This window comes from Natrinema pallidum DSM 3751 (assembly GCF_000337615.1).
Classification (GTDB): domain Archaea; phylum Halobacteriota; class Halobacteria; order Halobacteriales; family Natrialbaceae; genus Natrinema; species Natrinema pallidum.
In genome coordinates this window covers 14,822-37,938 of sequence record NZ_AOII01000085.1, presented here as the reverse complement: position 1 = coordinate 37,938, position 23,117 = coordinate 14,822, and the positions used below count along the sequence as shown (strand labels likewise).

Annotated in this window: 24 protein-coding genes; 13 read left to right on the top strand and 11 right to left on the bottom strand. The window is 66.5% G+C overall.

Features of this window, described 5'->3' with window-relative positions:
• Positions 1 to 48 precede the first annotated feature (48 nt).
• Entirely contained in the window at positions 49 to 870 is an 822-nt protein-coding gene (locus tag C487_RS14065) for an MFS transporter (protein ID WP_083864622.1), read from the bottom strand.
• Between the two features lie 205 nt (positions 871 to 1,075).
• A complete protein-coding gene (mfnA, locus tag C487_RS14060) occupies positions 1,076 to 2,161 on the bottom strand; it encodes a tyrosine decarboxylase MfnA (protein WP_006186465.1) in 1,086 nt (361 codons plus the stop codon).
• A gap of 208 nt (positions 2,162 to 2,369) precedes the next feature.
• Between mfnA and C487_RS14055 the strand changes: the two genes are divergently transcribed.
• The 3 genes from C487_RS14055 (at position 2,370) to C487_RS14045 (ending at position 6,169) form a co-directional block, all read left to right on the top strand.
• Complete coding sequence (locus C487_RS14055; RefSeq protein WP_006186464.1) at positions 2,370 to 3,662, top strand: glycosyltransferase; 1,293 nt, start codon at positions 2,370 to 2,372, stop codon at positions 3,660 to 3,662.
• 86 nt (positions 3,663 to 3,748) lie between these two features.
• The gene (gatD, locus tag C487_RS14050; RefSeq protein ID WP_006186463.1) at positions 3,749 to 5,008 is read left to right on the top strand and encodes a Glu-tRNA(Gln) amidotransferase subunit GatD; all 1,260 of its coding nucleotides are present in this window, start codon (positions 3,749 to 3,751) and stop codon (positions 5,006 to 5,008) included.
• 213 nt (positions 5,009 to 5,221) lie between these two features.
• Positions 5,222 to 6,169: a GNAT family N-acetyltransferase gene (locus C487_RS14045; RefSeq protein ID WP_006186462.1), complete on the top strand. Its 948-nt coding sequence runs from the start codon at positions 5,222 to 5,224 to the stop codon at positions 6,167 to 6,169.
• 69 nt (positions 6,170 to 6,238) lie between these two features.
• Here the strand turns inward: C487_RS14045 and C487_RS14040 are convergent, their stop codons facing one another.
• Genes C487_RS14040 through C487_RS14030 form a run of 3 tightly spaced genes read right to left on the bottom strand, consistent with a single transcriptional unit; the run spans position 6,239 to position 9,122 of the window.
• The gene (locus tag C487_RS14040; RefSeq protein ID WP_006186461.1) at positions 6,239 to 6,520 is read right to left on the bottom strand and encodes a ubiquitin-like small modifier protein 1; all 282 of its coding nucleotides are present in this window, start codon (positions 6,518 to 6,520) and stop codon (positions 6,239 to 6,241) included.
• A gap of 51 nt (positions 6,521 to 6,571) precedes the next feature.
• Positions 6,572 to 7,798, bottom strand: a complete 1,227-nt coding sequence (locus C487_RS14035) for a TrkA C-terminal domain-containing protein (protein WP_006186460.1) — start codon at positions 7,796 to 7,798, stop codon at positions 6,572 to 6,574.
• Positions 7,799 to 7,847: 49 nt separating this feature from the next.
• Positions 7,848 to 9,122, bottom strand: coding sequence for a hypothetical protein (locus C487_RS14030; protein WP_006186459.1), 1,275 nt, complete (start codon positions 9,120 to 9,122; stop codon positions 7,848 to 7,850).
• Positions 9,123 to 9,378: 256 nt separating this feature from the next.
• Here C487_RS14030 and C487_RS14020 point away from each other — a divergent pair, with 256 nt between their 5' ends.
• Together C487_RS14020 and C487_RS14015 are read left to right on the top strand one after the other, a co-directional pair.
• Positions 9,379 to 9,798, top strand: coding sequence for a universal stress protein (locus C487_RS14020; RefSeq protein ID WP_006186457.1), 420 nt, complete (start codon positions 9,379 to 9,381; stop codon positions 9,796 to 9,798).
• 84 nt (positions 9,799 to 9,882) lie between these two features.
• On the top strand, positions 9,883 to 11,067 hold the full coding sequence (locus C487_RS14015) for an NAD-binding protein (protein WP_006186456.1): 1,185 nt from the start codon (positions 9,883 to 9,885) through the stop codon (positions 11,065 to 11,067).
• A gap of 3 nt (positions 11,068 to 11,070) precedes the next feature.
• On the opposite strand, the gene C487_RS14010 is transcribed toward C487_RS14015, so the two are convergent.
• Complete coding sequence (locus tag C487_RS14010; protein WP_006186455.1) at positions 11,071 to 12,498, bottom strand: universal stress protein; 1,428 nt, start codon at positions 12,496 to 12,498, stop codon at positions 11,071 to 11,073.
• 201 nt (positions 12,499 to 12,699) lie between these two features.
• Positions 12,700 to 13,335, bottom strand: coding sequence for a deoxyribose-phosphate aldolase (deoC, locus tag C487_RS14005; protein ID WP_006186454.1), 636 nt, complete (start codon positions 13,333 to 13,335; stop codon positions 12,700 to 12,702).
• Positions 13,336 to 13,566: 231 nt separating this feature from the next.
• On the opposite strand from deoC, the gene C487_RS14000 reads away from it, so the two are divergent.
• From C487_RS14000 to C487_RS13980, 5 genes are all read left to right on the top strand, one after another.
• On the top strand, positions 13,567 to 14,565 hold the full coding sequence (locus tag C487_RS14000; RefSeq protein ID WP_006186453.1) for a ribose 1,5-bisphosphate isomerase: 999 nt from the start codon (positions 13,567 to 13,569) through the stop codon (positions 14,563 to 14,565).
• 117 nt (positions 14,566 to 14,682) lie between these two features.
• Positions 14,683 to 15,504 (top strand): DUF63 family protein, encoded by an 822-nt coding sequence (locus C487_RS13995; RefSeq protein WP_006186452.1) that lies wholly within the window; start codon positions 14,683 to 14,685, stop codon positions 15,502 to 15,504.
• Positions 15,505 to 15,583: 79 nt separating this feature from the next.
• Positions 15,584 to 16,468 carry a carbohydrate kinase family protein gene (locus tag C487_RS13990; protein WP_006186451.1) on the top strand — a complete coding sequence of 295 codons (885 nt, stop codon included), beginning with the start codon at positions 15,584 to 15,586 and terminating at the stop codon, positions 16,466 to 16,468.
• Positions 16,469 to 16,608: 140 nt separating this feature from the next.
• Positions 16,609 to 16,911, top strand: a complete 303-nt coding sequence (locus C487_RS13985; RefSeq protein WP_049908168.1) for a HalOD1 output domain-containing protein — start codon at positions 16,609 to 16,611, stop codon at positions 16,909 to 16,911.
• Between the two features lie 122 nt (positions 16,912 to 17,033).
• Positions 17,034 to 17,762, top strand: coding sequence for a nucleoside phosphorylase (locus C487_RS13980; protein ID WP_006186449.1), 729 nt, complete (start codon positions 17,034 to 17,036; stop codon positions 17,760 to 17,762).
• 142 nt (positions 17,763 to 17,904) lie between these two features.
• Here the strand turns inward: C487_RS13980 and C487_RS13975 are convergent, their stop codons facing one another.
• On the bottom strand, positions 17,905 to 18,708 hold the full coding sequence (locus C487_RS13975) for an HNH endonuclease (RefSeq protein WP_006186448.1): 804 nt from the start codon (positions 18,706 to 18,708) through the stop codon (positions 17,905 to 17,907).
• 117 nt (positions 18,709 to 18,825) lie between these two features.
• On the opposite strand from C487_RS13975, the gene C487_RS13970 reads away from it, so the two are divergent.
• Positions 18,826 to 19,536 carry an amphi-Trp domain-containing protein gene (locus tag C487_RS13970; RefSeq protein WP_006186447.1) on the top strand — a complete coding sequence of 237 codons (711 nt, stop codon included), beginning with the start codon at positions 18,826 to 18,828 and terminating at the stop codon, positions 19,534 to 19,536.
• A gap of 24 nt (positions 19,537 to 19,560) precedes the next feature.
• On the opposite strand, the gene C487_RS13965 is transcribed toward C487_RS13970, so the two are convergent.
• Positions 19,561 to 20,298 (bottom strand): DUF547 domain-containing protein, encoded by a 738-nt coding sequence (locus C487_RS13965; protein WP_006186446.1) that lies wholly within the window; start codon positions 20,296 to 20,298, stop codon positions 19,561 to 19,563.
• Positions 20,299 to 20,415: 117 nt separating this feature from the next.
• On the opposite strand from C487_RS13965, the gene C487_RS13960 reads away from it, so the two are divergent.
• Entirely contained in the window at positions 20,416 to 21,435 is a 1,020-nt protein-coding gene (locus C487_RS13960) for an AI-2E family transporter (protein ID WP_006186445.1), read from the top strand.
• 20 nt (positions 21,436 to 21,455) lie between these two features.
• On the opposite strand, the gene C487_RS13955 is transcribed toward C487_RS13960, so the two are convergent.
• Together C487_RS13955 and C487_RS13950 are read right to left on the bottom strand one after the other, a co-directional pair.
• Positions 21,456 to 21,983: a winged helix-turn-helix transcriptional regulator gene (locus C487_RS13955; RefSeq protein WP_006186444.1), complete on the bottom strand. Its 528-nt coding sequence runs from the start codon at positions 21,981 to 21,983 to the stop codon at positions 21,456 to 21,458.
• Positions 21,984 to 22,187: 204 nt separating this feature from the next.
• Complete coding sequence (locus tag C487_RS13950) at positions 22,188 to 22,529, bottom strand: YbjQ family protein (RefSeq protein WP_006186443.1); 342 nt, start codon at positions 22,527 to 22,529, stop codon at positions 22,188 to 22,190.
• A gap of 172 nt (positions 22,530 to 22,701) precedes the next feature.
• Here C487_RS13950 and C487_RS13945 point away from each other — a divergent pair, with 172 nt between their 5' ends.
• Positions 22,702 to 23,061 carry a DUF7471 family protein gene (locus C487_RS13945; protein WP_006186442.1) on the top strand — a complete coding sequence of 120 codons (360 nt, stop codon included), beginning with the start codon at positions 22,702 to 22,704 and terminating at the stop codon, positions 23,059 to 23,061.
• Positions 23,062 to 23,117: the final 56 nt, after the last annotated feature.

Below are 23,117 nucleotides of genomic sequence, written 5' to 3'. Positions count from 1 at the left end.
TTCAATTAGCCCTTGCTGAGGGTGCATATCTCCCCGATTGGCCGCCTGCTACGAGACAGTGGCGAAATTTACTGGGGCTAAACACGTACGTATATTTATACTTCTGTCTGTTTGAATCACATCGGCAAAGAATGGAAGGACGACACCAGCGGGAGCCGTCGAAAAATTACTAAGTAGAACCAACAGTAACACCCAAGGAAGAGTTGTGTGGGTTTGGATGAACTTGATTCCTTGCTTGATCTCCTGGAAAAACTCGCTAGCACTGGACTTTGTTTCGTTACCGCTCTCAGGTTTGCCAGCTTCGGTCGGTACTATGAGTAGTATAAGAGCCGAAATGACGTACGAGACTGAGTTGAGATAGAAAGCAGCGAACACACCGAATAGACCAACAACTAATCCCCCAATGACATACAGCATCTGTGTAACGCTGATGGTTAGCCGCGAGAGGCTATTCGCAGCATCAAGTTCGGACTTGGCAACAACGTTCGGAATGAGCGCTTGTCGTGCAGGGACGAATACCGCCTCCAGCAAGTCCAATATCACTGCAACTCCCAGAACGATTGGCACTAAGAAGCGACTGCGACCCACTAGGGGAATCAGGAGGACGGCGAGCGCAGAAGTAAACTCGGTTGCGACGATTAGGTATTTCCTGTTAACCCGATCAACGATGACGCCTGCGGGCACCGCCGCAATCATATTCGGGATGATATTCGCCAAGACAATAAGTGAAATCAGGGCTGGACTCTCTGTTACTTCATAGACGATCCAGACCAGTGCAATTTCATGTATAATTTTTCCGAGTCGCGAAATTAGCTGTGCAAACCAGAGTGATAGGTAGTGTCGATTTTGCAGAACAGCGTTATATTCCATACCACAAATTTTTAATACTATCTTTTAATTCTAACTATTTTGCACGTCGAGGAGTGCTGTTCTCAAACGAGATACACTACGAGCAATAAATAATCCAATAGAATGACATTCAGAAATCCGGCAGAAGGTTGCCCGAGGAGACAAAACGGATAAGAAGCACGATAACACTGAACTGATTCGGTCGAAATAGAGTCACGATGGCAGTTCAGTCGTCACTCGCAACCGGCACGCTCGCACGCACCTCGAGCCGATCCAGATCGCCGATAAACGAGGCCAGCATCTCGCGCGTAACGTGGGGCATACAGACGACGCGGAGCTCGCCGGTCGCGGTCCGGGAGATGCGCCAGCCCTTGGCTCGCAAGGCGTCGAACGTCGACCGCGGCACGTCGGCCGCTACCAGCGGCAGGGTCGGATCGGCGACCTCGTAGCCGCGTTTCTCGAGGGCGTCGGCGAGCCACTCGGCGTTGTTCTGCGAGCGGACGTACTGCCGGCGGTACCCCTCCGGCCACAGCTCGTCCATCGCGGCGACGGCGCTGGCGACGCCCGCGCCCGAGCGAGTGCCGGTCAGCGTCGCCTGGGATGTCGACTCGAGGTAGGGCGTATCGACGGCGAGTTCGTCGAGCAGGGCCGCATCGCGGACGAGCAGTCCGCCGGCGGGGACCGCGGCCTGTCCCATCTTGTGGGGATCGATCGCCATCGTATCGACCGCGGCATGGTCGAAGTGCCAGTCGTAGTCGGTAAAGGGGAGGACGAAGCCGCCCCACGCGGCGTCGACGTGGCACATCGCACCGACCGATCGCGCGATCTCCCCGAGTTCCGGAATCGGATCGACGCGGCCGTACTCGGTGGTTCCCGCGACGCCGATCACCAACGCGGTGTCCTCATCAACCGACGCGCGGACGGCCCCGAGATCGGCCCGGTGCCGGTCGTCGGTCGGGACGATTCGCAGTTCGACGCCGAGCAGGTCCGCGGCCTTTCGGAAACTGAAGTGGCCGGAGTCAGGCATGACGACGTTCGGCGTCCGGCCGTCGGCCCGTTCGCGGGCGATCCGGACGGCCTGAATGTTGGCCTCGGTGCCGCCGCTCGTGATGTAGCCCGCCGGATCGTCCAGCCCCGCGATATCGCCTAACAGCTCGATCGCGTCGTCCTCGAGCGCCGCGACGGCCGGGTACGTACCTGGATCGCCGGGGTTCGTCGCGAGAAACCGTTCGGCCGCGTCACGCGCTGCCGGGTGGGGGTCCGTACACATCGAGGAGAGGACCCGGTCGAACGCTTGCGGCTCGATTTGCATATCACGTATGTAATCGGTCGTGGGTTTATTTGTTGTGTTTGGCGATGTTTCTCGCGGCCGGCCTTCGTCTCGAGTCGGCCCGCCGCAGCCACGGACAGGCGCAGTCGCGCTCAACGACCCCGTCCCGAACGCGGGCGGTGACCGTCGACGGCCAGATTGGATCGTTTCATGACAATATTAATAAAACGTCGACTTGAAACCCCCAGCAATGATTTCGACAGTCCCTCGAGCCGTCGAACACGGGGCCACCGCCGTCGGTGTGCTCACCCTATTAGTGTTCGGATTCGCGCAGGGACGAGAAATCCAGCAGTACTCGCTTGATCTGCTCGTCGTCTCCGTACAGGTCGTGTTCCTCGATGCGCTGTCGTCGATGGCCGTGTTCACGTGCTTCGTGGCGGTTACCGGCCTGTTGCTGGTCCGCGAGGTGTGGTCGTCGCGAGACGCCATCGAGCCGGTAACCGACGGGCCGCGGCTGACCGCCATCGTTCCGGTGTACCGCGATCACGACGTGCTCGAGACGAGCGTCGAGAGCCTCCGGGAGAGCGCGTACGACCCCCTCGAGATCGTCGTCGTCGCCGAACCCAACGACGCGCCGACCCTCGAACGGGCCCGCGAACTCGCGAAGGGGTACGACCGCGTCGAGTGTCTGGTCAACGAGAACCCGGGCTCGAAAGCGGGTGCGATCAACTACGCCGTCCGCGAGACCGACGCCGAGTATATCGCGGTCTTCGACGCCGACGAGTCGATCACTTCCTCGTTCCTCCCGCGGGCGATGAGCGCGTTGCGCGGGGACGTAGACGTCTTCCAGGGCCGCCGGATTCCGCGTCCCAACGGCGTCATCGAGACGATCGCCTACTGCGAGCGGGTCGTCTTCCACGCGAGCTACAAGCTGGTCGAACTCTCCGGCTTCGCGAACTGCCGGAGTTCCTCGACGGTGCTGAGCCGCGAGGCGTTCGACCGGGTGGGCGGCTACGACGACATGCTCACCGAGGACCTCAATTTCGCTCACGACTGTTACCGCGAGGGGCTGACCGTCAGACAGGCCCGCCAGTGTACGAACACGATGGAGGCACCCCACACCCTGCGCGACCTCTGGGGGCAGCGGAAACGCTGGCGCGTCGGGCAGGTCGAGGTACTCCACGCGACCACCCTCGAGCTACTGAGCGGGGACATCGATCGCCGCGGGCTCGTCTCGATCGGCCGCATGTGCTCGAGCCTGCTCGGATGTCTGTTCACTCTCGCGCTCACCTCGAAACTGCTCCTGTTGCTCGTCTTGGGCGTCGAGTCGGCGTTTCTCGTTTTGGCGACGATCCTCGTCGCGACCATCGGCGGCGTCGCGTGGCGCGACGCCAGCGACGGTCGGATCGACGGCCTCCACTGGAGCGTCGTCCTTGCACCGCTGCTCTACCCCGCGTTCGGCGTCCTGTCGCTCAAATCGCTGCTCGAGTACGGGCTCAGCTGGGACGGAACCTGGTACCACGTCGACAAAACGGGATCGTAACCGCGGGGCCGACGGGGTCGCGAACTGATCGTCCGCCGTCCGACGGAAAGCGTGCCTTCAAGTCCGCCGCTGCGCAACGCCACCACATGAACCCAGGCGACCGCGTCCGCGTGGATCGCGCGGACCGCACGTACGAAGGCGTGTTGCTCCCCTCGAGCACGGACGACCAGCTCGTTGTGAAACTCGAGGGCGGGTACAACGTCGGCGTCGACCGGGACGGGGCCGATGTGGAGGTCCTCGCGGAGGACGTCTATCGGATCGACGGAACGGACGCCGCCGGCGGCGACGAGGACGACGCGAGTTCCGAAATCGAATTCGACGAGGACCTGCCGACGATTTCGCTGATCTCGACCGGCGGGACGATCGCGTCGACGGTCGACTACCGGACCGGCGCGGTGACGGCCCAGTTCGACGCCGAGGACGTGTTGCGGGCCGTCCCGGACCTGGCGGGCCGGGCGAACTACCGCGGTCGCGTCGTCGCGAACATCCTCTCGGAGAACATGGAACCGCCGATCTGGCGGGACCTCGCCGACGCGGTCCACGAGGAGATCGCGGCCGGTGCCGACGGCGTCGTCGTCATGCACGGCACCGACACGATGCAGTACTCCGCGTCGGCGCTGTCGTTCATGCTCGAGACGCCGGTCCCGATCGTCTTCACCGGCTCCCAGCGCTCGGCCGACCGGCCGTCTTCGGACAACGTCATGAACGCCGTCTCGGCCGTCGAGGCCGCCAAGAGCGACTGTGCGGAGGTGCTGGTCTGTATGCACGCCACCGAATCCGACGACATCTGTGCCCTCCACCGGGGGACGCGCGTGCGAAAGAACCACACATCCCGCCGGGACGCCTTCGAGACCGTCGGCGCGGAACCGCTGGGCGAGGTCGATTACGAGACCGAGACGGTCAGCTTCCGGCGCGACTACCGACGGCGCGGCGACACCGACCTCGAGATCAGTCCTGACCTCGAGAGCGACGTCGAACTCCTCAAATTCACGCCCGGAATGGAGCCCGCGTTCCTCGATGTCGTCGACGGAAGCGAGGGGCTGATCATCGAGGGAACCGGGCTCGGCCACGTCCACACCGACCTCGTTCCCCACATCGAGGAACTGATCGAGGACGGGACGACGGTCGTCATGACGAGTCAATGTCTCGAGGGCCGAGTCTGTGACCGCGTCTACGATACGGGGCGGGACCTGCTCGAGGCCGGCGTCGTCGAAGCCGGCGACACGCTGCCCGGGACGGCGAAAGTGAAGTTGATGTGGGCGCTTGCAAACAGCGAGAACGTCGCGGAGGCGATGGGGACCTCTCTGGCCGGCGAGATTCAGGAGCGGTCGGTCCCCTGGGAGTAGATCGCGGTCACTCAGGTCCCGACAACTCTGACCGGATCGACGGGGCGATCGTCCCCATTGATGGCCGGTGTTCCGTCCCATAGGACGAACGCTCGATGCGTCCGGTCCACCGATCACCTCGGACACAGTGTGGGTTCCCGACGTTGGTACCGTCTCTTCGTCTGCGAAATTCTTTCCCGTCTGACTACATCATATAGCACTGTCCAACGAATAATGACAACCAATACAAATTTCGCGTCTCCGATCGAGATCCGTCGCGCGACTCCCGACGACTACGAGGCCGTCGCCGACTTCACGAGTGACATCTGGCCCGACCGGGGCGGCGATTACATCCCGCGGGTCTACCACGACTGGCTCGAGGACGGCCCCGGTCAGGGGAAAAAGACCTTCCTCGCGGAAGTCGACGGCGAGGCTGCGGGGATCGTACAGGCGGTCATGCTCTCGCCGGACGAGGCCTGGTTCCAGGGAATGCGGGTCGCGGCGGAGTATCGCCGGCAGGGCGTGAGCCGCCGGCTGAACGAGGCGTCCTTCGAATGGGCCCGCGAACAGGGAGCGACCGTCGGCCGCGTCATGGTCTTCTCGTGGAACGCGGTCTCGCTGGGCGCGGCGCGGACGAGCGGCTTCGAACCGAGCACCGAGTTCCGCTTTGCGAATCCGGACCCCGATCACGACGCGGAACTGCCGACCGAGTACGCCGTCTCCACCGATCCCGCGAGTGCATGGCGCTACTGGACCCATAGCGATGCCCGCTCGCATCTGTGCGGGTTGGGGCTGGCACCCGAGGAGACCTGGGCGATGCGGGAACTCACGCGGGCCGACTTCGAGCGGGCGGCCGACGAGACGGCCGTCTTCGCGCTCGAGCGCAGTGACGGACTCGTGGGAACGGCCGCTCGGATACGGACCGTCGAACGGACGGTCGACGACGTGGTAGGCGATGGACAAACGGAGACGCGAGCCGAATACGCCGTCAGCGCCTGGGACGATCTCGAGGCGGCGCGGGCACTCTTCGCCGCGATCGCGCGAGACGCGGCCGAAATCGGTGCCGACGGGACGCGCGTCTTGCTCCCCGAAACGGCGCGGTTCGTCACCGATGCCGCCGCAACGGGTGCCGAACTCGCCGACGAACCGGACGTCGTGTTGTCGATCGACTTGGTGTCCTAGGACGCCGACTCGAGCCCGGATCGTCGTCCGGTCACCGATTTCCGTGCCCCGCCTCGCGCATCGAACCGATCACCCGCCGCTGACGGGCGGGAACAGCGCGAGTTCGTCGTCCGCTTCGAGTACCGTCTCCATGCCCTCCTCTTCGACCAGGACGTTCGTGCCGTTGCGAAGCACGTTGATCTGCGATCGTAACTCGCCGTCCTCGAGCACGCGGCCCTCGAGTTCGGGTGCCGCCTCGAGCAGCGCCTCGAGCGCGTCCCCGACGGTGTCGCCGGCCGCGGCGTCGACGGTCACGTGTTTGTCGCCCGCACGCTCGGCGAGGTCGGCAAACAGTTTCCACTCCGTGGGCATACGTGGCGCTATCGGTGCCGACGGCAAGTAGCTACCGCTCCCGGTCGGGTTTCAGTTCCGCTCGGACGCCACGTCGGACTCGCGGTCGGGGTCCGCGCGTTGCTCCGTCGTCTCGACCAGCGTCCGCTCCGTCACCCGGCGAAGCGCCTCCGGCCGGCCGAGCACGTAGGCCACATCGCCGGCGGCCAGTCGCAGATCGCCGGCCGGCAGCGGCAGATGCTCGTCGCCGTCGCCCGCGGCGGTCTCGCGCTCGAGCGCGAGCACCAGCACCGGTAGCGACTCGATCGGGACATCCACGAGCGGATCGTCGGACTCGACCGAGACGGTCGTGACCGTCTCGTCGGCCGCCCGGAGCAGGGAGACGAGGTCCCGCTCGGCGTCCGGACTGCCGGGCAGCGTCACGAGCCGATAGCCCCGCTCGGGGTCGAGGTCGCGGGCGTCGTCGGCGTCGAGAGCGATGGTCGCAGTGTCGTCGACGGTCGCGCGCAGTTCGCCGCCGGCGATCCGTCTGGCGGTCCCGTCCTCGTCGCGCGCCCAGATCCGAACCGCGTCCCCCGGGCTGGCGTCGGCCGCGGGATCGCCCGCCAGCGCGACCGCGACGGTCCCAGGTGCGAGCGTCGGCCCGATCCCCGCCGGTCGGCTCCCGACCGCGAGGTAGTCCACCGTCCCGTCGGCGGTGAGATCGACATCGACGTGGCCGATCCCGAAGTCGCGCTCGAGGCGGGCGATCAGCCGGTCGCGCAACTCCTCGACGGTAAGCCGGCGCGGGAAGAGCAACGTCTGGCCCGCAAGGTCGGTCTTGACCGACTCGTCGACGGGGTCGTAGCCGTCGATATCGCCGATCTCGGCCGGCAGTTCGACCGTGACGACGCGGCCAGCCGAGCGAACGAGTTGCGTGACTTCGGTGATCGTCCGCGGGGTCGCGACCACGAACACGTCCACCGCGAGGAAGTCGCCAAGCCGTCGTCCCGCGTCGGCCGCGATCGCGCTGGCGACGAACGCGGCGACGGTGTAGACGGCGGTGGTCGGTTCGGTCAGGCCGGTGTTCCCGATGATCGCCTGGGACAGCGCGCTTTGGGTGTTCAACCAGATCGCGACGAGGGCGACGCCGACGAGGACCGCGATGCCCTCCGGGATCTCGTCGGCGCTGTACCACCGGTAGAGAAACGCCACGCTCGCTCCGGCTCCGGCCGCCAGCAGGGCGAACGCGAGGATCCGAACGAGCGCTTCCAGAAGCGTCTCGGTCGGGACCAACTGGGCGACGACGAGGGCTACCACGACCGCTCACCGCCGTCGGTATCGCGGCTGACCGCACGGGGGTGCCCGCTCATCGCGCGATCGCCTCCACGAACGCCTCAGTTGCGTCGTCCGGCCCCGCGACGAACGCCTCGTCGCCGGCCTCGAGTCGGCGTTCGATGTCGGGACCGAACACCCAGTCGTGGCGGCGGCCGCTCGTTTCGCTGCCCTGCCGCCGCACGGCGAGGATCGTCACGTCCGCCGGCGAGGCCGTCGTCTCGAGGCCGGCGGTCTCGTCGTCCACACCGGTCGCACCGACGGTGCATCGACGGATGGCGTACCCCTCGCGTTTGACCAGCGCGAGCGCCTCGAACTCGCGGCTCGTTCCCCGGGACCGTACGACGAGGCGTGGCGACTCGCCCTCGAGAACGGGTTTCACGTCCCGCCGAGCGACGGCGAGGGTCACGCGGCCCGGACCGCCGGCGGTCGCCGCGTTCGGTTTCGCGTCGGCGCTTGCGGGTTCGATGGCGTCCCCGCCATCGGTCGCCACCTCGTCCGGCGTCTCGGGGGCGGCGGCCGTCGCGCGGTCGCCGTCGATATCGGTCCGGGCGCTCAGAACCGTCCCGGTGATCGAGCGGTCGCCGGTGCGGACGGTCACCTCGTCGCCGCGAGCGATGCCCGTCGGGACGAGGGTCGCGATCGAGACGGCCCGTTGGCCCGCCGGCACGCGTCGCGAGAGGCTGCCGGACGGCGGTGCTGCGGTGATCGTCGCCCGCGCCCGTTCGTCGATCGCGACGTCGATATCCGCGAGGTCGTGGTCCGTTCGGAGCCGTTCCTCGAGTCGAGCCTCGAGTTCCGAGAGGGGAAGGTCGGCCGGCAGTCGCCACGATCCGGTCTTCAGTGTCCCACGGAGGGCGGGCGAGAGCGGCGGGTAGCCTTCCATGTCGCGGACCTCGCCGGTCGGACGGACCGTGACCTGTCCGACCGAGCCGACGAGTTCGACGACGTCGGCCGAGAGGGTCCGCTGTCGCAGACGGGTAAACGAGAGCCGGCGCGGGAGTTCGGCCCCGAGTTTGTCGCCCTGGTTGTGGGCGTAGAGCGCGAGCATGAGGACGATCAGGACGGCAATGAACAGCCGCGGCGACTGCGCAATCGTCGGTTCGACGAGTCCGAGCAGCCCACCTTGGACGCTGGCGATCGACAGCGCGAGGACGACGACACCGAACCCGGGCAGCGTGACGCCGGTGAAATATCGCACGAGAAAGCCCAGCGACCCGGCGACGAACGCGGGGACGATCCCGGTCAGGAGCCCGAGATAGAGCCCGAGCAGGACTTCGATCAGCAGGTCGACCGGAAGCGATTGCATTGTGGGACCGTGGGCCGGCCTCGTTAAATCAGCACCGACACGGGCGTCGTGACGGTGTCCCGACGGCGATCACCGTGCCGGCGGCACTCATCTGTATCGCCCTGTCGACCATCCGATCTTTCGCGGGGCCGATGACTTCGGCCGCAGCGTTGTCCGACGACGCCGGTGAGATCGAAGACCCGACGTGAATCGTCCCGGCATCCTCTCTCGACGTGCTCGGTGTGGGGTTTATCACTCCGCCGACGGTAGCGGACCTATGCTCTCTCGCGTTCTCGTCCCGATGGACGGCTCGACGCTCTCCGAGCGCGCGCTCACGTATGCCCTCGAGAACCATCCCGACGCGTCGGTTACCGTCATGACCGTCGTCGGCGAACCGTCGGTGATGCTGGGGGACGCGGTAGGTCTCGCCTTCGAAGACGACCTCGAGACGGCCGCGACGGACCGCGCCGAGCCGATTTTCGATCGCGCTCGGGAAATCGCCGCCGACCACGACGCCGAGATCGATACCGTCGTCGCTGTCGGCCGTCCCGCACGAGCGATCGTCACGCGGGCTGACGAGTACGACGCGGTCGTGATCGGCAGCCACGGTGGTGACGTGGTCGATCGGTTGTTCGTCGGCAACGTCGCCGAAACGGTGTTCGAGCGCTCTCCCGTTCCGGTGATCGTCGTCCGCTGACCGAGTTCGGTCGCGAACGCGATGGTCGTTCCGAGCGAAGTTCAAACGGAGACGTTTAACTAACGCTGTCGCACAGCGGTGTGTATGGTCGACCGGTCGCCTCGAGCGCGTCTCCCGGAGAACTGGCGACGAGTGGTCACGACGCGGATCGCCGTCGTGCTCGTGTTGCTCGTCGCCTTGCTCTCGGTCGCCACCGCGGTCATCAACATCGGGACCGAGACCGTTTATGGGCCGCTCGCGGAGTACATCCCCGATGTCGTTCAGGACGCCGCCGGTTTTACCGGCGCACTCACCGGGTTTCTGATGGTCGGCAGCGCGCTTGCGCTCCGGCGCGGCCTCAAAGCGGGATGGCGGGCGACGTTCCTGCTCTTGCCGCTGACCGCAGCGCAGGGACTGCTCCAGACGAGCCAGTACTCGGTCCCGCTGGTCGTCCTCTCGCTGGTCGCGATGCCGATCCTCCTGCTCACTCGCGACCGGTTCGAGAAACCGCTCTCGCTGACCACGACACAGATCGCCGCCGGCTCGGCGCTCGTCGGCGTGCAACTGTACGGTACCATCGGCGGCTACGCCCTCCGGGAGCACTTCGAGGGCATCAACACCATCCTCGATGCGTTCTACTTCACGCTGATCACCTCGAGTACGGTCGGCTACGGCGACGTGACACCCAACCCCGAGTCGGTTCAGGGGCTGTTGTTCACGATGACCGTGCTCGTGTTGGGCGTCGCCAGTTTCGGTATCGCCATCGGTGCACTCGTCGGTCCGCTGATTCAAGACCGCATCTCGAAAACACTCGGCAAGATGAGCGAATCACAACTCCAACTCCTCGAGGAGCATCTCCTCGTGCTCGGCTACGGCGAACTGACGGAACCGATCGTCGACGAACTCGCCGACAGCGGTCGGAAGTTCGTCGTCGTTACCAACGACCGCGAGGCCACAACCAAACTCAGTGAACGGGATATCGCGGTCGTCACCGGCAATCCCAGTGACGAGGACCCGCTCCATCGCGCGAAGATCGACCGGGCGAGCGCGATCCTCGTCGCTACGAACCACGACGCCGAAGACGCGCTCGCCATCCTCACTGCCCGCCAGCTCGCGCCGGACAGGCGGATCGTCGCCGGCGCGACCGACCGCGAGAACGTCAAGAAACTCGAGCGAGCCGGCGCTGACACGGTTATTAGCCCCTCGATGCTCGGCGGCCACCTGCTCGTGCGATCGGCGCTCGGCAGCGACGAAAGCGACCTGATCGATCGTATCCTCGAGCGGGAGTGAGCGTCACCGACGACGGCCGCGGTGGACGATCGCCACGTCGGTCTCGAGATCGCTGAGTTTCCGGAACGTCGGCGGGGAGACGAACCGCGAGGCGGCCGAGCGATCGGTGCTCGAGCCGACGAAACAGACGTCGTACCGGGGAGCGGCACGGCTGAGGTAGGACGCGACCGCGGCGGTGACGACGTGGGTCTCGAAGCGTCCCGAGAACGCGTCGACGAGGTCGGCGAGCGTGCTTTCGGCCGTCCGCCGTCGCGATTCGTTATCGATACAGGTACAGACACTGACCGGCCGGCCGGGCTCGCTCACCCGTATCGCGAAGTCGAGCATCGCGCGAGCGGTGTCGCCGGCACCCCGGACCGCAACGAGGCTGTCCCGCCAGCGGCGTCGCGGGACGCCGGTCGATCGGAACGCGATCACGTCGATCTCGCTGTCGAACAGGCCCGTGATGAACGACGAAAGGCCGCCGCTCTCGCGTTCGGCGTACGGTGTGACGATGAGATCACAGTTTTTCTCGCGGGCAGTTTGGAGCACGAGTCCGGCCGAGCGACCGCCGTCACCGGCGACGACCACCTCGCAGGGAACGTCGTACGCCATCTCGAGGTCCGCCGCGAGCGACTCGAGACGGCGTGCGGCCTCGGTGGCCGCGCGTTCGGTGCGGTCCGCCTCGGCCGGCCGACCGCTCTCGGGGTGGTCTTCGGACTGTCGTTCGACGCTCGTCTCGTCGATCACATCGAAAAGCACGACCTTTCCGGCGTCGTGTGCTCCGGCGATCGACGCGGCAAAGCGGGCGACCGTCTCCTCGCCATCGCCCAGCGGGACGAGCACGTGGTCGTCCCCGCTGGTCGTCTGGTAGAGGTAGCGCGCGCGTTTCTCGTAAAAGCGGTTCCGCCAGAGGACGAACGCGCCCGCGACGAACGCACTCGAGACGACGATGCCCAGGACGTAGGCCACCTGTGCGTTCCCGGTGACGAGGACCAGCAGCGCGGTCGAAAACGCGGTCGGCACCTCGAGATCGAGCGCCCAGGTACACACCCCGGTGAAGAAGACGCTGAGGGCGGCCCCGGTCGCGCTAGCTCCGCCGCCGCTTAGACCGATCGCGGCCGCGATTACGACTGCGAGCCACCCGCAACACGCCCCGACGGTCATCCCGCCGACGAACACCCACGGCGTCGCGTGTTTCCCTTCCGGGTCGGCAAAGAGCGTGTACGTGCCGGAGGCCAGCGGCGGGAACAGCAGAAACGAGACCGCCGCGGTCATGTTCGTCAGCCACGTCACCGCGGCGATCAACAGCGGGACGAAGACGAGCACCGAGAGCTGCAGGAGGTTTCCCGTGTGCTCGAGCCACCGGACGAACGCGTCGAGTTCGCGTCGCTCTAACCGACGGAGTCGTCTCGCGAGCGCGTGGAGCCGAACCCGCACCTGCTCGAGCATGGGGAGTCGTTGCTCGTGGCGCGAGGAAAACCGTTCGGCTTGGGTCGGGAGCGCGTCGACCGGGACACCTGCGACCGAACGACGCCACGGTTCGAAACCGGCCGCTGAGCGATGTTTCAGTCCATCCGATAGGAGGACCCCGTGTCGGAGTCCGCGTTCCGCTTCGATAACCGCTGCTCGAAGACGGTCCCCCGTGCCCGGCTACTCCGGTGCGCCCTCGAGAATGTCGACTCCGCTCGAGGCCCCGATCCGTTCGGCACCCGCCTCGAGCATGGCGACGGCAGCCTCGTAGCTGCCGATCCCGCCGCTGGCCTTGACGGGGAGGAAGTCGCTCATGAGGTCCACGTCGTCGACCGTGGCCCCGCCGTCCGCGAACCCGGTCGCGGTCTTGACCATCGCGGCGTCGGCTGCCGCGGCGGCCTCGCAGGCCCGCCGTTTCTCCACGTCGGTCAGGAGCGCGGTTTCGATAATCACCTTGACCGGAATCGGTACCGCGGCAACCAATTCTGCGAGTTCGTCCCTGACCGCGTCGTCCTCGCCGGCTTTCAGCCGACCAATGTTGAGCACGACATCGAGTTCGTCCGCGCCGTCCTGCCAGGCGGCGACTCCCTCCTTCCGTTTCGCGGCGGGCGCGTGCTGGCCGTGGGGGAATCCGATTACCGTCGCGAGAGTTACGTCAGGGGCGTACTCGGCCGCCAGTTCGACCGCGTACGGCGGAATGCAGGCGTTCATGCCGTACTCGGTAGCCTCGTCCAGGACGCCCCGGACGTCGGCGGGAGTCGTCGCGGGGCCGAGGACGGTGTGGTCGATCAGGGGCGCGAGTTCGCTGCGATCCATACCCGAGCGGACTCGCCGGACGGGCAAAAAGCCGTCCGATCGTCTTCGACTGGCACCGTTCGTGACCGGCACTCGAGCCGCCCTGACGCTGCTGTATCCCTCGCCGAAAAACGGACCTACCGGGACACCTCGTCCGACCGGTGCCGTGAGCGACGCCGATTCGTCCGCTGACGGGTCCACACGGGGACGACCGACAGTATCCTTTTGAGCGGCGGCGTGTAATCCCCCGGCATGGCCGATGCCGAACCCGGAGTCGTCCCGGCCGTCGAAGCCACTGCCGACGATATCGCCACCATGGAGATTCGGGGCGCGGCGACGATCGCCGACGCGGCCGCCGCGGCGCTGGCGACCCAGGCCGACCGCTCCGGAGCCGAGAGCCCGGCGGCGTTCCGACGCCACCTGCGAGCCGCCGCCAGAACGCTCTACGAGACCCGGCCCACCGCGGTCAGTCTCCCGAACGCCCTCCGGTACGTGCTCCGCGGGATGGACGGCGAGACCGTCGCCGACCTCCGGGCGTCGACGATCGCCCGCGCCGAGACCTTCCGTCGGGACCTCGAGCGCGCCCAGGAGACGCTCGGCGAGATCGGCGCGAACCGGCTCCGAGACGGCGACGTCGTGATGACCCACTGCCACTCGACGGACGCGCTCGCCTGTATCGACGTCGCCCTCGAGTCGGGGAAAGCGATCGAAGCGATCGTCAAGGAAACCAGGCCGCGAAAACAGGGCCACATCACGGCTCGACAGCTCCGGGAGTGGGGCGTTCCGGTGACCGTGATCGTGGACAACGCGGCCCGCCGGTACCTCGACAGGGTGGACCACGTGTTAGTCGGGGCCGACAGCATCGCGGCCGACGGCAGCGTGATCAACAAGGTCGGAACGAGCGGGCTCGCGGTCAACGCCCGCGAGCGGGGCGTCCCCGTCATGGTCGCGGCCCAGACGATCAAACTCCATCCGGACACGATGACGGGCCACACCGTCGAGATCGAACTGCGCGACGAGCGCGAGGTACTCTCCGACGAGGAGCGAGCGACGATCATCGGCAAAGGGGACGAGGACGAATCCGCTGCCGAAGACGACGGCCTGACCGTCGACAACCCCGCCTTCGACGTGACGCCGGCGCGGTACGTCGATGCGATCGTCACCGAGCGCGGCCAGTTCCCCCCGGAAAGCATTGTGACACTCATGCGAGAACTCTTCGGCGAGACGACCGACGAACCGTGGACGGTCTGAAGCGGCCGCAACTCGACGACCTGTGCTGTATTCGCCACCGGTCGGACTAGAATTTTTCACCGGACTGAATCTTCGATAATCGGAAAGTGTTAGTTCCTGGTGTGAGCTATTGGCCCTATGGTATTACCCGAGGGGTTCGTCGTCCCGCCGTGGTACCTGCTGGTACCGGTCATCGTTATCCTCGGCAGCATCATCGCACTGCTGTGGGCGCTCGAGCCGCCGGTGACCGACCGGACGGTCATCGCCTTCGCGCCGTGGATGATGTTCGGTGCGACGCTCCACGTCCTCTACAAACTGGCCGCGTTCCCGCCGAGCATCGAGCCGCTGTTTACCGCGCCGATGGTCTATGCGGTGACGGCGACTGTCGCGGGGGCCGTCTGGATCGTCGCCGTCTTCCTCCACGTCGGCGGCCTCCAGCGGACGATCCCCCGGTTCGTCGGCATCGCCGGCACGGCGTTTTTCACCGTCTTCGCGACCGGCGCGATCCTTCTCAGTCTCGAGACCGGGACCATCGCGCCCTTTTGGCCGGTTATCGGCGTCGTCGCCGCCGGCATCGTCACCGCGGTCGTCTGGCTCGTGGTGAGTCTCTGGGTCACCGACATCGCGGCGACCACGGGTGCAACGGGCGTGCTCGTCGTCTTCGGCCACGCGTTGGACGGAGTCACGACCGCGATCGGATACGACGTCCTCACGGCCGGCGAGGACGTCCCGCTCTCCCTGTTGATCCTCGAGGCCGGCAAGGCGCTGCCGACCGCGCAGTACATCGGTGCCGGGTGGCTGTTCGTCCTCGTCAAGGTCGTCCTCGCGGTGGTCATCCTCGGGCTCTTCCGCGAGTACGTCGAGGACCGACCCCAGCAGGCGCGGACCGTCCTCGCGTTGGTCGCCGCGGTCGGGCTCGGGCCGGCCGTTCACAACACGCTGTTGTTCGCGGTCGGCTGAGCGCCGTCGATTCTACCGGCCGGCTGCCCGTCGTCACCTAGGTTTTTGCCGCGTGCGGTCGTCGTCCCACTGTCATCGAATGGATTCGGTTACGGTACTCGCTGCCGGACACGTCAACTGGGACGTGACCCTCCGTGTCGACAGGTTCCCCGAACCCGACGGCGAGGCGTCGATCCGCTCGCAACGCCAGTCCGGCGGCGGTAGCGCCGCCAACGTCGCCGCCGCACTCGCCGGCCTCGATGTCGAGACCGGGCTGATCGGCAGCGTCGGCGACGACGATCACGGCCTGCTCGCCCGCCGTGAACTCGAGGCGGCGGGCGTCTCGCTGTCCGGCGTTCGCGTGGTCGAGGGAGCCGAAACGGCGGTCAAGTACCTCCTCGTCGACGAGACGGGGGAGGTCGCGATACTCGGCAACGACGGGGTCAACGAGGCGGTCGCACCCGACGATGTCGACCCGGAGCGCGTTCGGTCGGCCGATCACGTTCACCTCACGGGGCAACGGCCGGACACCGCCGCTGCGATCGCCCGACTCGCGAGCGACGCGGGGCGATCCGTCAGTTTCGATCCCGGTCGCCGGCTCGGGGACCGGGAGTACGGCGAGGCGCTCGCGCTCGCGGATGTCGTCTTCGTGACCGAGCGGGAAGCCACGGTGCTGTTCGGGGATGATCGGACCGACGCGGCCGACGGGAGCATCATCGTCGTCACCTGCGGAGCCGACGGGGCCGAAGCGTACACCCCGGATCGGACCGTCGTTCACGCGGGATTCGATGTCGATCCCGTCGATACCGCCGGAGCGGGCGACGCCTTCGCCGCCGGCTTTCTCGCGACGTGGCTCGAGGGAGGGGATATCGACTGCGCGCTCGCGTTCGGGAACGCCTGTGGTGCGCTGACTGCGGGTCGCGACGGCGCGCGGAGCGCGCCGACGGCCGCGGCCGTCGAGGACGTTCTCACGGAGCGGTCGTAACCGATGGATTCTTATGAGCCGTGTGAGCTGGGACCAGTACCGCAGTCACGCGATTCTCACCGGGTGTCGTCTGACGGTAGTTATATGCGTGGGGACGTTGGCCACCTGAGTGAACAGTCACGATCCCGTGACTGAGAGACATGACGGAAGGAAGGGTAAACGACTCGAACGGATGCGGCTTTAGACGGCCGGTCCGGTACGAGCGACGAGCGGACGAACCGCCGAGTATCGCCGCTGCGATGGCACTGGCCCGGTATTACGGTGACGACGCCACCGGAACCAGTACGCAGCTCTACGAGTACATCGACCCGGACGCACTCGACAGCCTCTTCGCCGAGACGAACCGCGGCGATACCCGGACGACGGGGCTAGTCGAGTTCGAGATCGACGACGCGGTCGTTACGATTCGCCCGGAGCGCGTCGATGTTCGTCCGGCCGAGTGAGATCGCGGGCGGAGCCGCCGTCGAGCGGGGGACGGGGGTGGCATCGATGAGCACCGGTCACACCGATCGCTGCGTGGCCCTCCCTCGAACCTTTTTTGCCACCGCCCACGGAACCCGACGGTATGGCGACGCAGCCACACTTGTTGGTCGACGACGGCGACCTGACAGATATCGCGCTCATCCCGGGCGATCCCGGGCGGGTCGATCGCATCGCCGACCACTGCGACGAATCGGAGACGATCGCACAGAACCGCGAGTACAAGGTCGTCAACGCAACCTACGAGGGCCGAGAGCTGACGATCTGTTCGACGGGGATCGGCTGCCCGTCCGCCGCGATCGCCATCGAAGAACTGGCGAACGTCGGCGTCGAGACGTTCATCCGCGTCGGCACGACCGGCGCGCTCCAGTCGGGTATCGAGATCGGCGACATGATCGTCGCGACGGGCGCAGCGAAAAACGAGGGCACGTCGAAACGGTACGAGGCCGCCGAGTACCCCGCGGTTCCGGACTACGACGTGCTGTCGGCGTTAGCCGACGCCGCCGAGGCGAACGACGAGGACGTCCACGTCGGTCCGATCGCCTCCGACGACGCCTACTACGCCGAGACCGACGCGGCCGTCGACGACTGGGAGGCCGCCGGCATGCTCGCCGTCGAGATGGAGGCCGCCGCCGTCTTCTCGCTGGCCCGCCGCAAGGGCCTGCGCGCCGGTGCGATCTGTACCGTCGACGGGAACCTCGTCGAAGGAACCCAGAAGGGAACCGCCACCGAGGACGACGAACTCCCTGAAAAGGCCAAGAACAACGTCGGCCGCGCGATCGATCTCTCGCTCGAGGCCGCGACCCACCTGTAGCGGTTCGACGCGACCGGTCGTCGCGGGTCGAGCGACGGCCGTTCTGTGCCTCTCTCGAGTGACCACCAACCGTTCGCGAAGCGACCGCTCGGTCGGCCGCCCGGTGCGGAACGCCCCGCCGACCTCGCGCGTCGCGCTGTCGCTACGCCGCCGTGAGCCGTTCGGCCAGCGTGGTCGTCCGCTCGGTCAGCGTTTCGGTCGTCTCGGAGGCTCCCTGGAGCCGGTCGTTGATCGTCGTGAACAGTCCCTCGAACGCGAGGGTGCCGTCGTCTTTCCGCCACGCCGCTGCCTCGCGGGCTGCGAGCCCGCAGGTCGCACACGACTCGCCCTCGAGCGACTCGAAACAGCCCTGACAGCGTTCGAGGCCGATGGGAACCGTTTCGCTCAGTCCGACGACCTCGCGGAGGGTCGACTGGAGGTCCGCCGCGGTGTCCGAAAACGCCGCGAGCGCGCGCCGGGTCGCCGGCTCGTAGTCCTCGTCGTCGAGCGCCGCGAGTCGCTCGAGTCGGGCGTCGACGACGGCGATGGCGAGCAGAATGTCGCGTCTGGTTCGGCGATACTCCGAGACCGAGTCGTCGATGTCGGCGTCGGTCCCCGGTTCGAGGGCGGTCTCGAGGGTCGACGGGAGCGCCGTCGCCAGCGACGCGAAATCGGCGACCGCCGAAATCGTCGTCCCCTGGAGTCGGGTGGTCTCCCGGACGCGGTGAAACAACGCATCGGCTGCGATCGGCTCCGTCGCCACCGACCCCTCGAGCGTCTCGAAACAGTCGTCACAGACGGTGACGAGCGCACTCTCGTGGACCCGTCCCTCGAGCGGGACGTCGCCGACGGGGTAGGCTCGGAGCGTCGCCGGGTCGTCGCCGCCGTCGGTCCCGCAGTGGCGACACGTGAACGCGTCGCGGTCGAAAACGGCCTCTCGGTCGGCACGCCAGTCGCGTGAAGTCACGGGCGAGCGAAGACAGCGCGGCGACAAAAACGCTCCGACAGTCGTGCGGTCGACATCTGTTACTATCCCGCCCGGCGAGTGGGTAATATTAACACATAGCCGATCGTACGTTCACCTATGAGCGACGCGCCGGACGACACGGACCGACCGGAGGAATCGGCCGCGGCCGACGGGGACGAGTTCGACTTCGAGCGCGCGTACGACCGTGCCGACCTCGCCGCCGTCTTCCGCGAGTTCGCGACCGCTTTCGAGTCCGGCCGCCCCGTCCGCCTGACCGGCGTGGACCGGGCCGCCAGGATCGCCGTGCCGGAGCGGGTCGTCGCCGAATTCGAGGCCGAGTACGCTTCCGACGCCGACCCGCCGGTCGGCGAACTCGAACTCGAACTCGAGTGGGACGATCCCGAGGGCTCGAGCGTTCGTCTCTCCGATCGCGGTTCGACCGCCGACACTGCCGAGTCCGCCGACGCCGACGGGATCGACGACGGCGACGAGCGCGGTGCGGCGGACCCGACGGCCGTCGATCCCGCGGCGGCGGTGATGCCCCTCGACGTGGGTGCGGACCACGACGATGGGACGGACGACGCCGAGACGGCCGAGACGGCGGTGACGACCGCCGAGGGGACCGACCGATCGGACGACTCCGGCCGGACCAGCCGGTTCGAGGTCTACGAAGACAACGCGGGTCAGTGGCGCTGGCGACTCGTCCACTGGAACGGGAACATCGTCGCCGACAGCGGCGAAGGGTACAGTTCGCGATCGAACGCCGAACGGGCGGCCCGGGGCGTCATGCGCAGCGCACCGACGGCGAATATCCGGCGACTCGAGTAGACGCCCCGGCACGCCGTCGGCGACCTACGGCCGAACGTCGTCGGCCTCGAGATCCACGTCGAGCTCCGCGGAGTGGTCGACCCGTTCGTACTCGAGTACGGGCGTGGTATCGTCGGGGACGGCGTTGTACTCCCGGAGGAACCCGACGATACCGCGTTTGCCGCCGAAATCACCGCGGTACTGCCTGAACAGCCGCGGGACCGTCGCGGTGTTTGCCGCGTCGTCGTAAGTGACGTTTTCCTCGAGGAACCACTCGATCGCGATGTCGAGTTCCTCGTCGACGTCTCGCGGCGAGTAGACCGCGATCGGCGGACAGTGCTCCGAGCTATGACCCAGCGCGAAGTGCACGCGCGGGTCACAGTCGGCGAGTCGGAACTGCCGTTCGAACGAGGAGGGAAACAGCCGAGGGAGGTAGCCAAAGCCCCACGGCTGCTTCGAACTGCGGAGCAGCCCGTGCTCGATGTCGTTGAGACTCAGCCAGACCCCGCCGACGGGGATCTGGTCGCGCGCGAAGAACTTCCAGCTATCGAGGAGCCCGCCCTCGCCTAGGTCGGGCTCTTCCTCCTCTAACAGCAACTGCGCGTAGGCGTTGTAGCAGTTAAGCCAGAAGGAGAGTTTCTCCTCGCGACTGGCGAGCGCCCGCTCGAGTTGCGATCGCTCGACCGACGCCAGATGCTCCCGCAGCGGGTCGGCGTCGCCCTCAGTCTTGACCGTATACAGGAGATCGGCCGAGAGCGAGAGGGGATCGAGCTGGGTCGACATTCGGGTCGAAATTCACCGAGCAGGCTCTTGAAGCCGTGTGACGAATTCACACGACAGTCCGATGTGGGAACAGGTCCAAGCCGTGGTTTTATGCCGACGTGCTCGAAAATAAGCCGTGTGAATCTCAGTAAGGGGTTCCTCCTCGCGCTTATCGCCCTCTTTGCGTACCTCTCGTTGTTGCTCGTCCTGCCGTTTTCCCAGTACATTCTGGGGGCCATCCTCATCGCGTACGTTCTCTATCCCATTCAGGAGCGTCTCGAGCGGCGCATGTCGCCGGCGATCGCCGCCGGCGGACTCGTCGCGCTCGCGATCGCCGGCTTCGTCGTCCCGCTTCTCGTCGTCGTCGCGGCGGTCGCCAGCGACGCCCGGCGACTCCTCGAGCAGGTCAACACCGACTCGTTGGAGATGGCCGAACTCGAGCGGGCGATCGAGGAACAGACCGGCCGGACCGTCGACCTGCCGTCGGTGCTTGCCGACGCCGCACAGAACGTCGGATCGGTAGTGCTCGGCCGTTCGACAGAGTGGTTCAGCGCGATCACGCACGTCCTGGTCGGGTTGGGGCTCGCCGTCTTCCTGCTGTATTACCTGCTCAAGGACGGCAGCGATCTCCTGGCCTGGATGCGGGAGCTGACGCCGCTTCCGGACGACGTTCAGGACGACTTCTATCAGCGACTGGACGAGGTCATGTGGGCCGTCCTCGCCGGACACGTCCTGATCGCGATCATCCAGGGGACCATCGCCGGACTCGGACTCCTCGCGACCGGCGTTCCCAACGCCGCGTTCTGGACGTTCGTCATGATCATCCTCTCGCTGATCCCGTTGATCGGGTCGTTCATGGTGTGGGGGCCGGCCGTGATCTACCTCGGACTGACCGGCGACCTCCTGCTCGCCGCCGGGCTGTTCGGATACAGCGTGATCGTCGTCGGCCTCTCCGACGACTACCTTCGGCCGATCGTTGTCGATCGCTACGCCGAACTCAATCCCTCCGTCATCATCCTCGGGGTGCTCGGCGGCGTCTACGCGTTCGGCGTTATGGGGCTGTTCTACGGCCCCGTCGTCCTCGGCGCGCTGATCGCGACGCTGGCGGTCATGAACGACCACTACGATCGCCTCGAGAACGAACCCGGAATGCAGTGACCGGCCGGCGGGTCGCGGTCCTACTGTGGTTCCTGTGTCCCCGCGAGCAGTTCGTCGACGAGCCGCGTGAACCGATCGACGAGCCGATCGGGAACGGTCGGCGTCACCGTCGTCAGTAGTCGCCCCGTCGCTTCGGGTTCCGCGAGTTCGAGGACGACGCGGTTCCGCTCGTCGTAGCGCTTCTCGACGAGGCCGTGGTCGACCAGGCGGTCGACGTGATACTCGAGCGTGCTCCGAGCGATATCGAGGGCGTCGGTGATCGCTCCGGGGCCGGCCGGTTCGTGCTCGATCAGGTAGACGACGATCTCGCGGGCGGTTTCCCGCCGAAACAGTGCCAGTGCGGCCCGCTCCCACTCGTCGTACGTCGGCGGGTAGTAGTGGGTTCGGCCGTAGAACTCCTCGCGGACGAGTCGTCCCTCCTCGCGTAGCCGTCGGACGTGGTACTGGACCTGTCCCGGCGCGAAGTCGGACTCCCTGACGAGTTCGTTGAAATGGACGCCGGCGTTCGCGCCGACGTGCGTCCGAATCCGTTCTCGAGTGTCAGTCATAGCTCTCCCTTGGTGGAACGTACTCGGCGCTAGTGCCGTGGTGCATATAACGGGTTTCGCGCGTTCCCAACCCCCGGGAACGACGGCGACGGGGCTCACAGGCGATCGCTGGCGGCCGCCGACGGGCGCTGTCGTTCGCGGCCTCGGTCGCTCGAGCGGGCGCGCGCCGTCTCTATCCGATCGGCCCGTCGAAATACCGCCGCGTTACTCGCTCGAGCGACGCGTCTCGACGGCGGTTCCGGAGAGGTTGACCCACAGCATGCCTTCGCCCATCTCCTCGTAATCGAACGTCGCGCCGACGACGGCGTCGGCACCGACCTCCCGCGCCTCGGCCTCGATATCGGCGATCGCTTCCGTCCGCCCCTTCTCGATTTTCTTCTCGTAGGACCCGCTCCGGCCGCCGACGACGTCCCGGATGCCGGCGGCGATGTCGCTGACGACGTTCGCACCGATGACCGCTTCGCCCGAAATCACGCCGCGGTACGCCGTGATCTCCCGTCCCTCGAGACTGTCCGTTGTCGTGATCGTCACGTCTGCATCACTCATACGGGGGAGCGTACGCCCGAGTGAGGGATAAACCGGGAGGAGGAGTTACAACGTCGGCACATCGAAGTCAAATATATGTATCCGCGTTCGGGCTGACTCGAGCGCGGTCGCTGCCGGTCGGGAAACACCGAAGCGAATAGGTGACTGTCCGGCCCAGTATTGATATCGATTCATGGTGCTTGCACTGTCGGTCACCAGCGAGTGGTTGGACCCCCAACTCGCGCCAGTCCTCGTCTGCGTGATCACGCTCGCGGCGCTGGGAACGACGGTGTTGTTCGTCGCGGGCCTCGTCGCCTACTCCCGGCGTCGGACGCTCCGCTACCTGTTGATCACGGTGGTCCTGGGCGTGCTCGTCGTCCGTTCGGTGACCGGGCTGGGGACCGTCCTCGGACTCGTCCCGATGACGGTCCACCACCTCGTCGAGCACGGTTTCGACTTCCTGATCGCGGTGCTGGTCCTCTATGCCGTCTATCGAAGCGGGCCGGCAAACGACACTCCCGCTCCCGAACCGGGCGATTCTCGTAACGACTGAGCCGTCCGATCCGAGTCGATCGTGTCGGCCGTCGTGAGATATAAGTTCCCGGAGGG

Coding starts and splice junctions, on each gene's coding strand:
- C487_RS14065 (WP_083864622.1), bottom strand. CDS start 870: ATGGAATATAACGCTGTTCTGCAAAATCGACACTACCTATCACTCTGG.
- mfnA (WP_006186465.1), bottom strand. CDS start 2,161: ATGCAAATCGAGCCGCAAGCGTTCGACCGGGTCCTCTCCTCGATGTGT.
- C487_RS14055 (WP_006186464.1), top strand. CDS start 2,370: ATGATTTCGACAGTCCCTCGAGCCGTCGAACACGGGGCCACCGCCGTC.
- gatD (WP_006186463.1), top strand. CDS start 3,749: ATGAACCCAGGCGACCGCGTCCGCGTGGATCGCGCGGACCGCACGTAC.
- C487_RS14045 (WP_006186462.1), top strand. CDS start 5,222: ATGACAACCAATACAAATTTCGCGTCTCCGATCGAGATCCGTCGCGCG.
- C487_RS14040 (WP_006186461.1), bottom strand. CDS start 6,520: ATGCCCACGGAGTGGAAACTGTTTGCCGACCTCGCCGAGCGTGCGGGC.
- C487_RS14030 (WP_006186459.1), bottom strand. CDS start 9,122: ATGCAATCGCTTCCGGTCGACCTGCTGATCGAAGTCCTGCTCGGGCTC.
- C487_RS14020 (WP_006186457.1), top strand. CDS start 9,379: ATGCTCTCTCGCGTTCTCGTCCCGATGGACGGCTCGACGCTCTCCGAG.
- C487_RS14015 (WP_006186456.1), top strand. CDS start 9,883: ATGGTCGACCGGTCGCCTCGAGCGCGTCTCCCGGAGAACTGGCGACGA.
- C487_RS14010 (WP_006186455.1), bottom strand. CDS start 12,498: ATGCTCGAGCAGGTGCGGGTTCGGCTCCACGCGCTCGCGAGACGACTC.
- deoC (WP_006186454.1), bottom strand. CDS start 13,335: ATGGATCGCAGCGAACTCGCGCCCCTGATCGACCACACCGTCCTCGGC.
- C487_RS14000 (WP_006186453.1), top strand. CDS start 13,567: ATGGCCGATGCCGAACCCGGAGTCGTCCCGGCCGTCGAAGCCACTGCC.
- C487_RS13995 (WP_006186452.1), top strand. CDS start 14,683: ATGGTATTACCCGAGGGGTTCGTCGTCCCGCCGTGGTACCTGCTGGTA.
- C487_RS13990 (WP_006186451.1), top strand. CDS start 15,584: ATGGATTCGGTTACGGTACTCGCTGCCGGACACGTCAACTGGGACGTG.
- C487_RS13985 (WP_049908168.1), top strand. CDS start 16,609: ATGACGGAAGGAAGGGTAAACGACTCGAACGGATGCGGCTTTAGACGG.
- C487_RS13980 (WP_006186449.1), top strand. CDS start 17,034: ATGGCGACGCAGCCACACTTGTTGGTCGACGACGGCGACCTGACAGAT.
- C487_RS13970 (WP_006186447.1), top strand. CDS start 18,826: ATGAGCGACGCGCCGGACGACACGGACCGACCGGAGGAATCGGCCGCG.
- C487_RS13965 (WP_006186446.1), bottom strand. CDS start 20,298: ATGTCGACCCAGCTCGATCCCCTCTCGCTCTCGGCCGATCTCCTGTAT.
- C487_RS13955 (WP_006186444.1), bottom strand. CDS start 21,983: ATGACTGACACTCGAGAACGGATTCGGACGCACGTCGGCGCGAACGCC.
- C487_RS13950 (WP_006186443.1), bottom strand. CDS start 22,529: ATGAGTGATGCAGACGTGACGATCACGACAACGGACAGTCTCGAGGGA.
- C487_RS13945 (WP_006186442.1), top strand. CDS start 22,702: ATGGTGCTTGCACTGTCGGTCACCAGCGAGTGGTTGGACCCCCAACTC.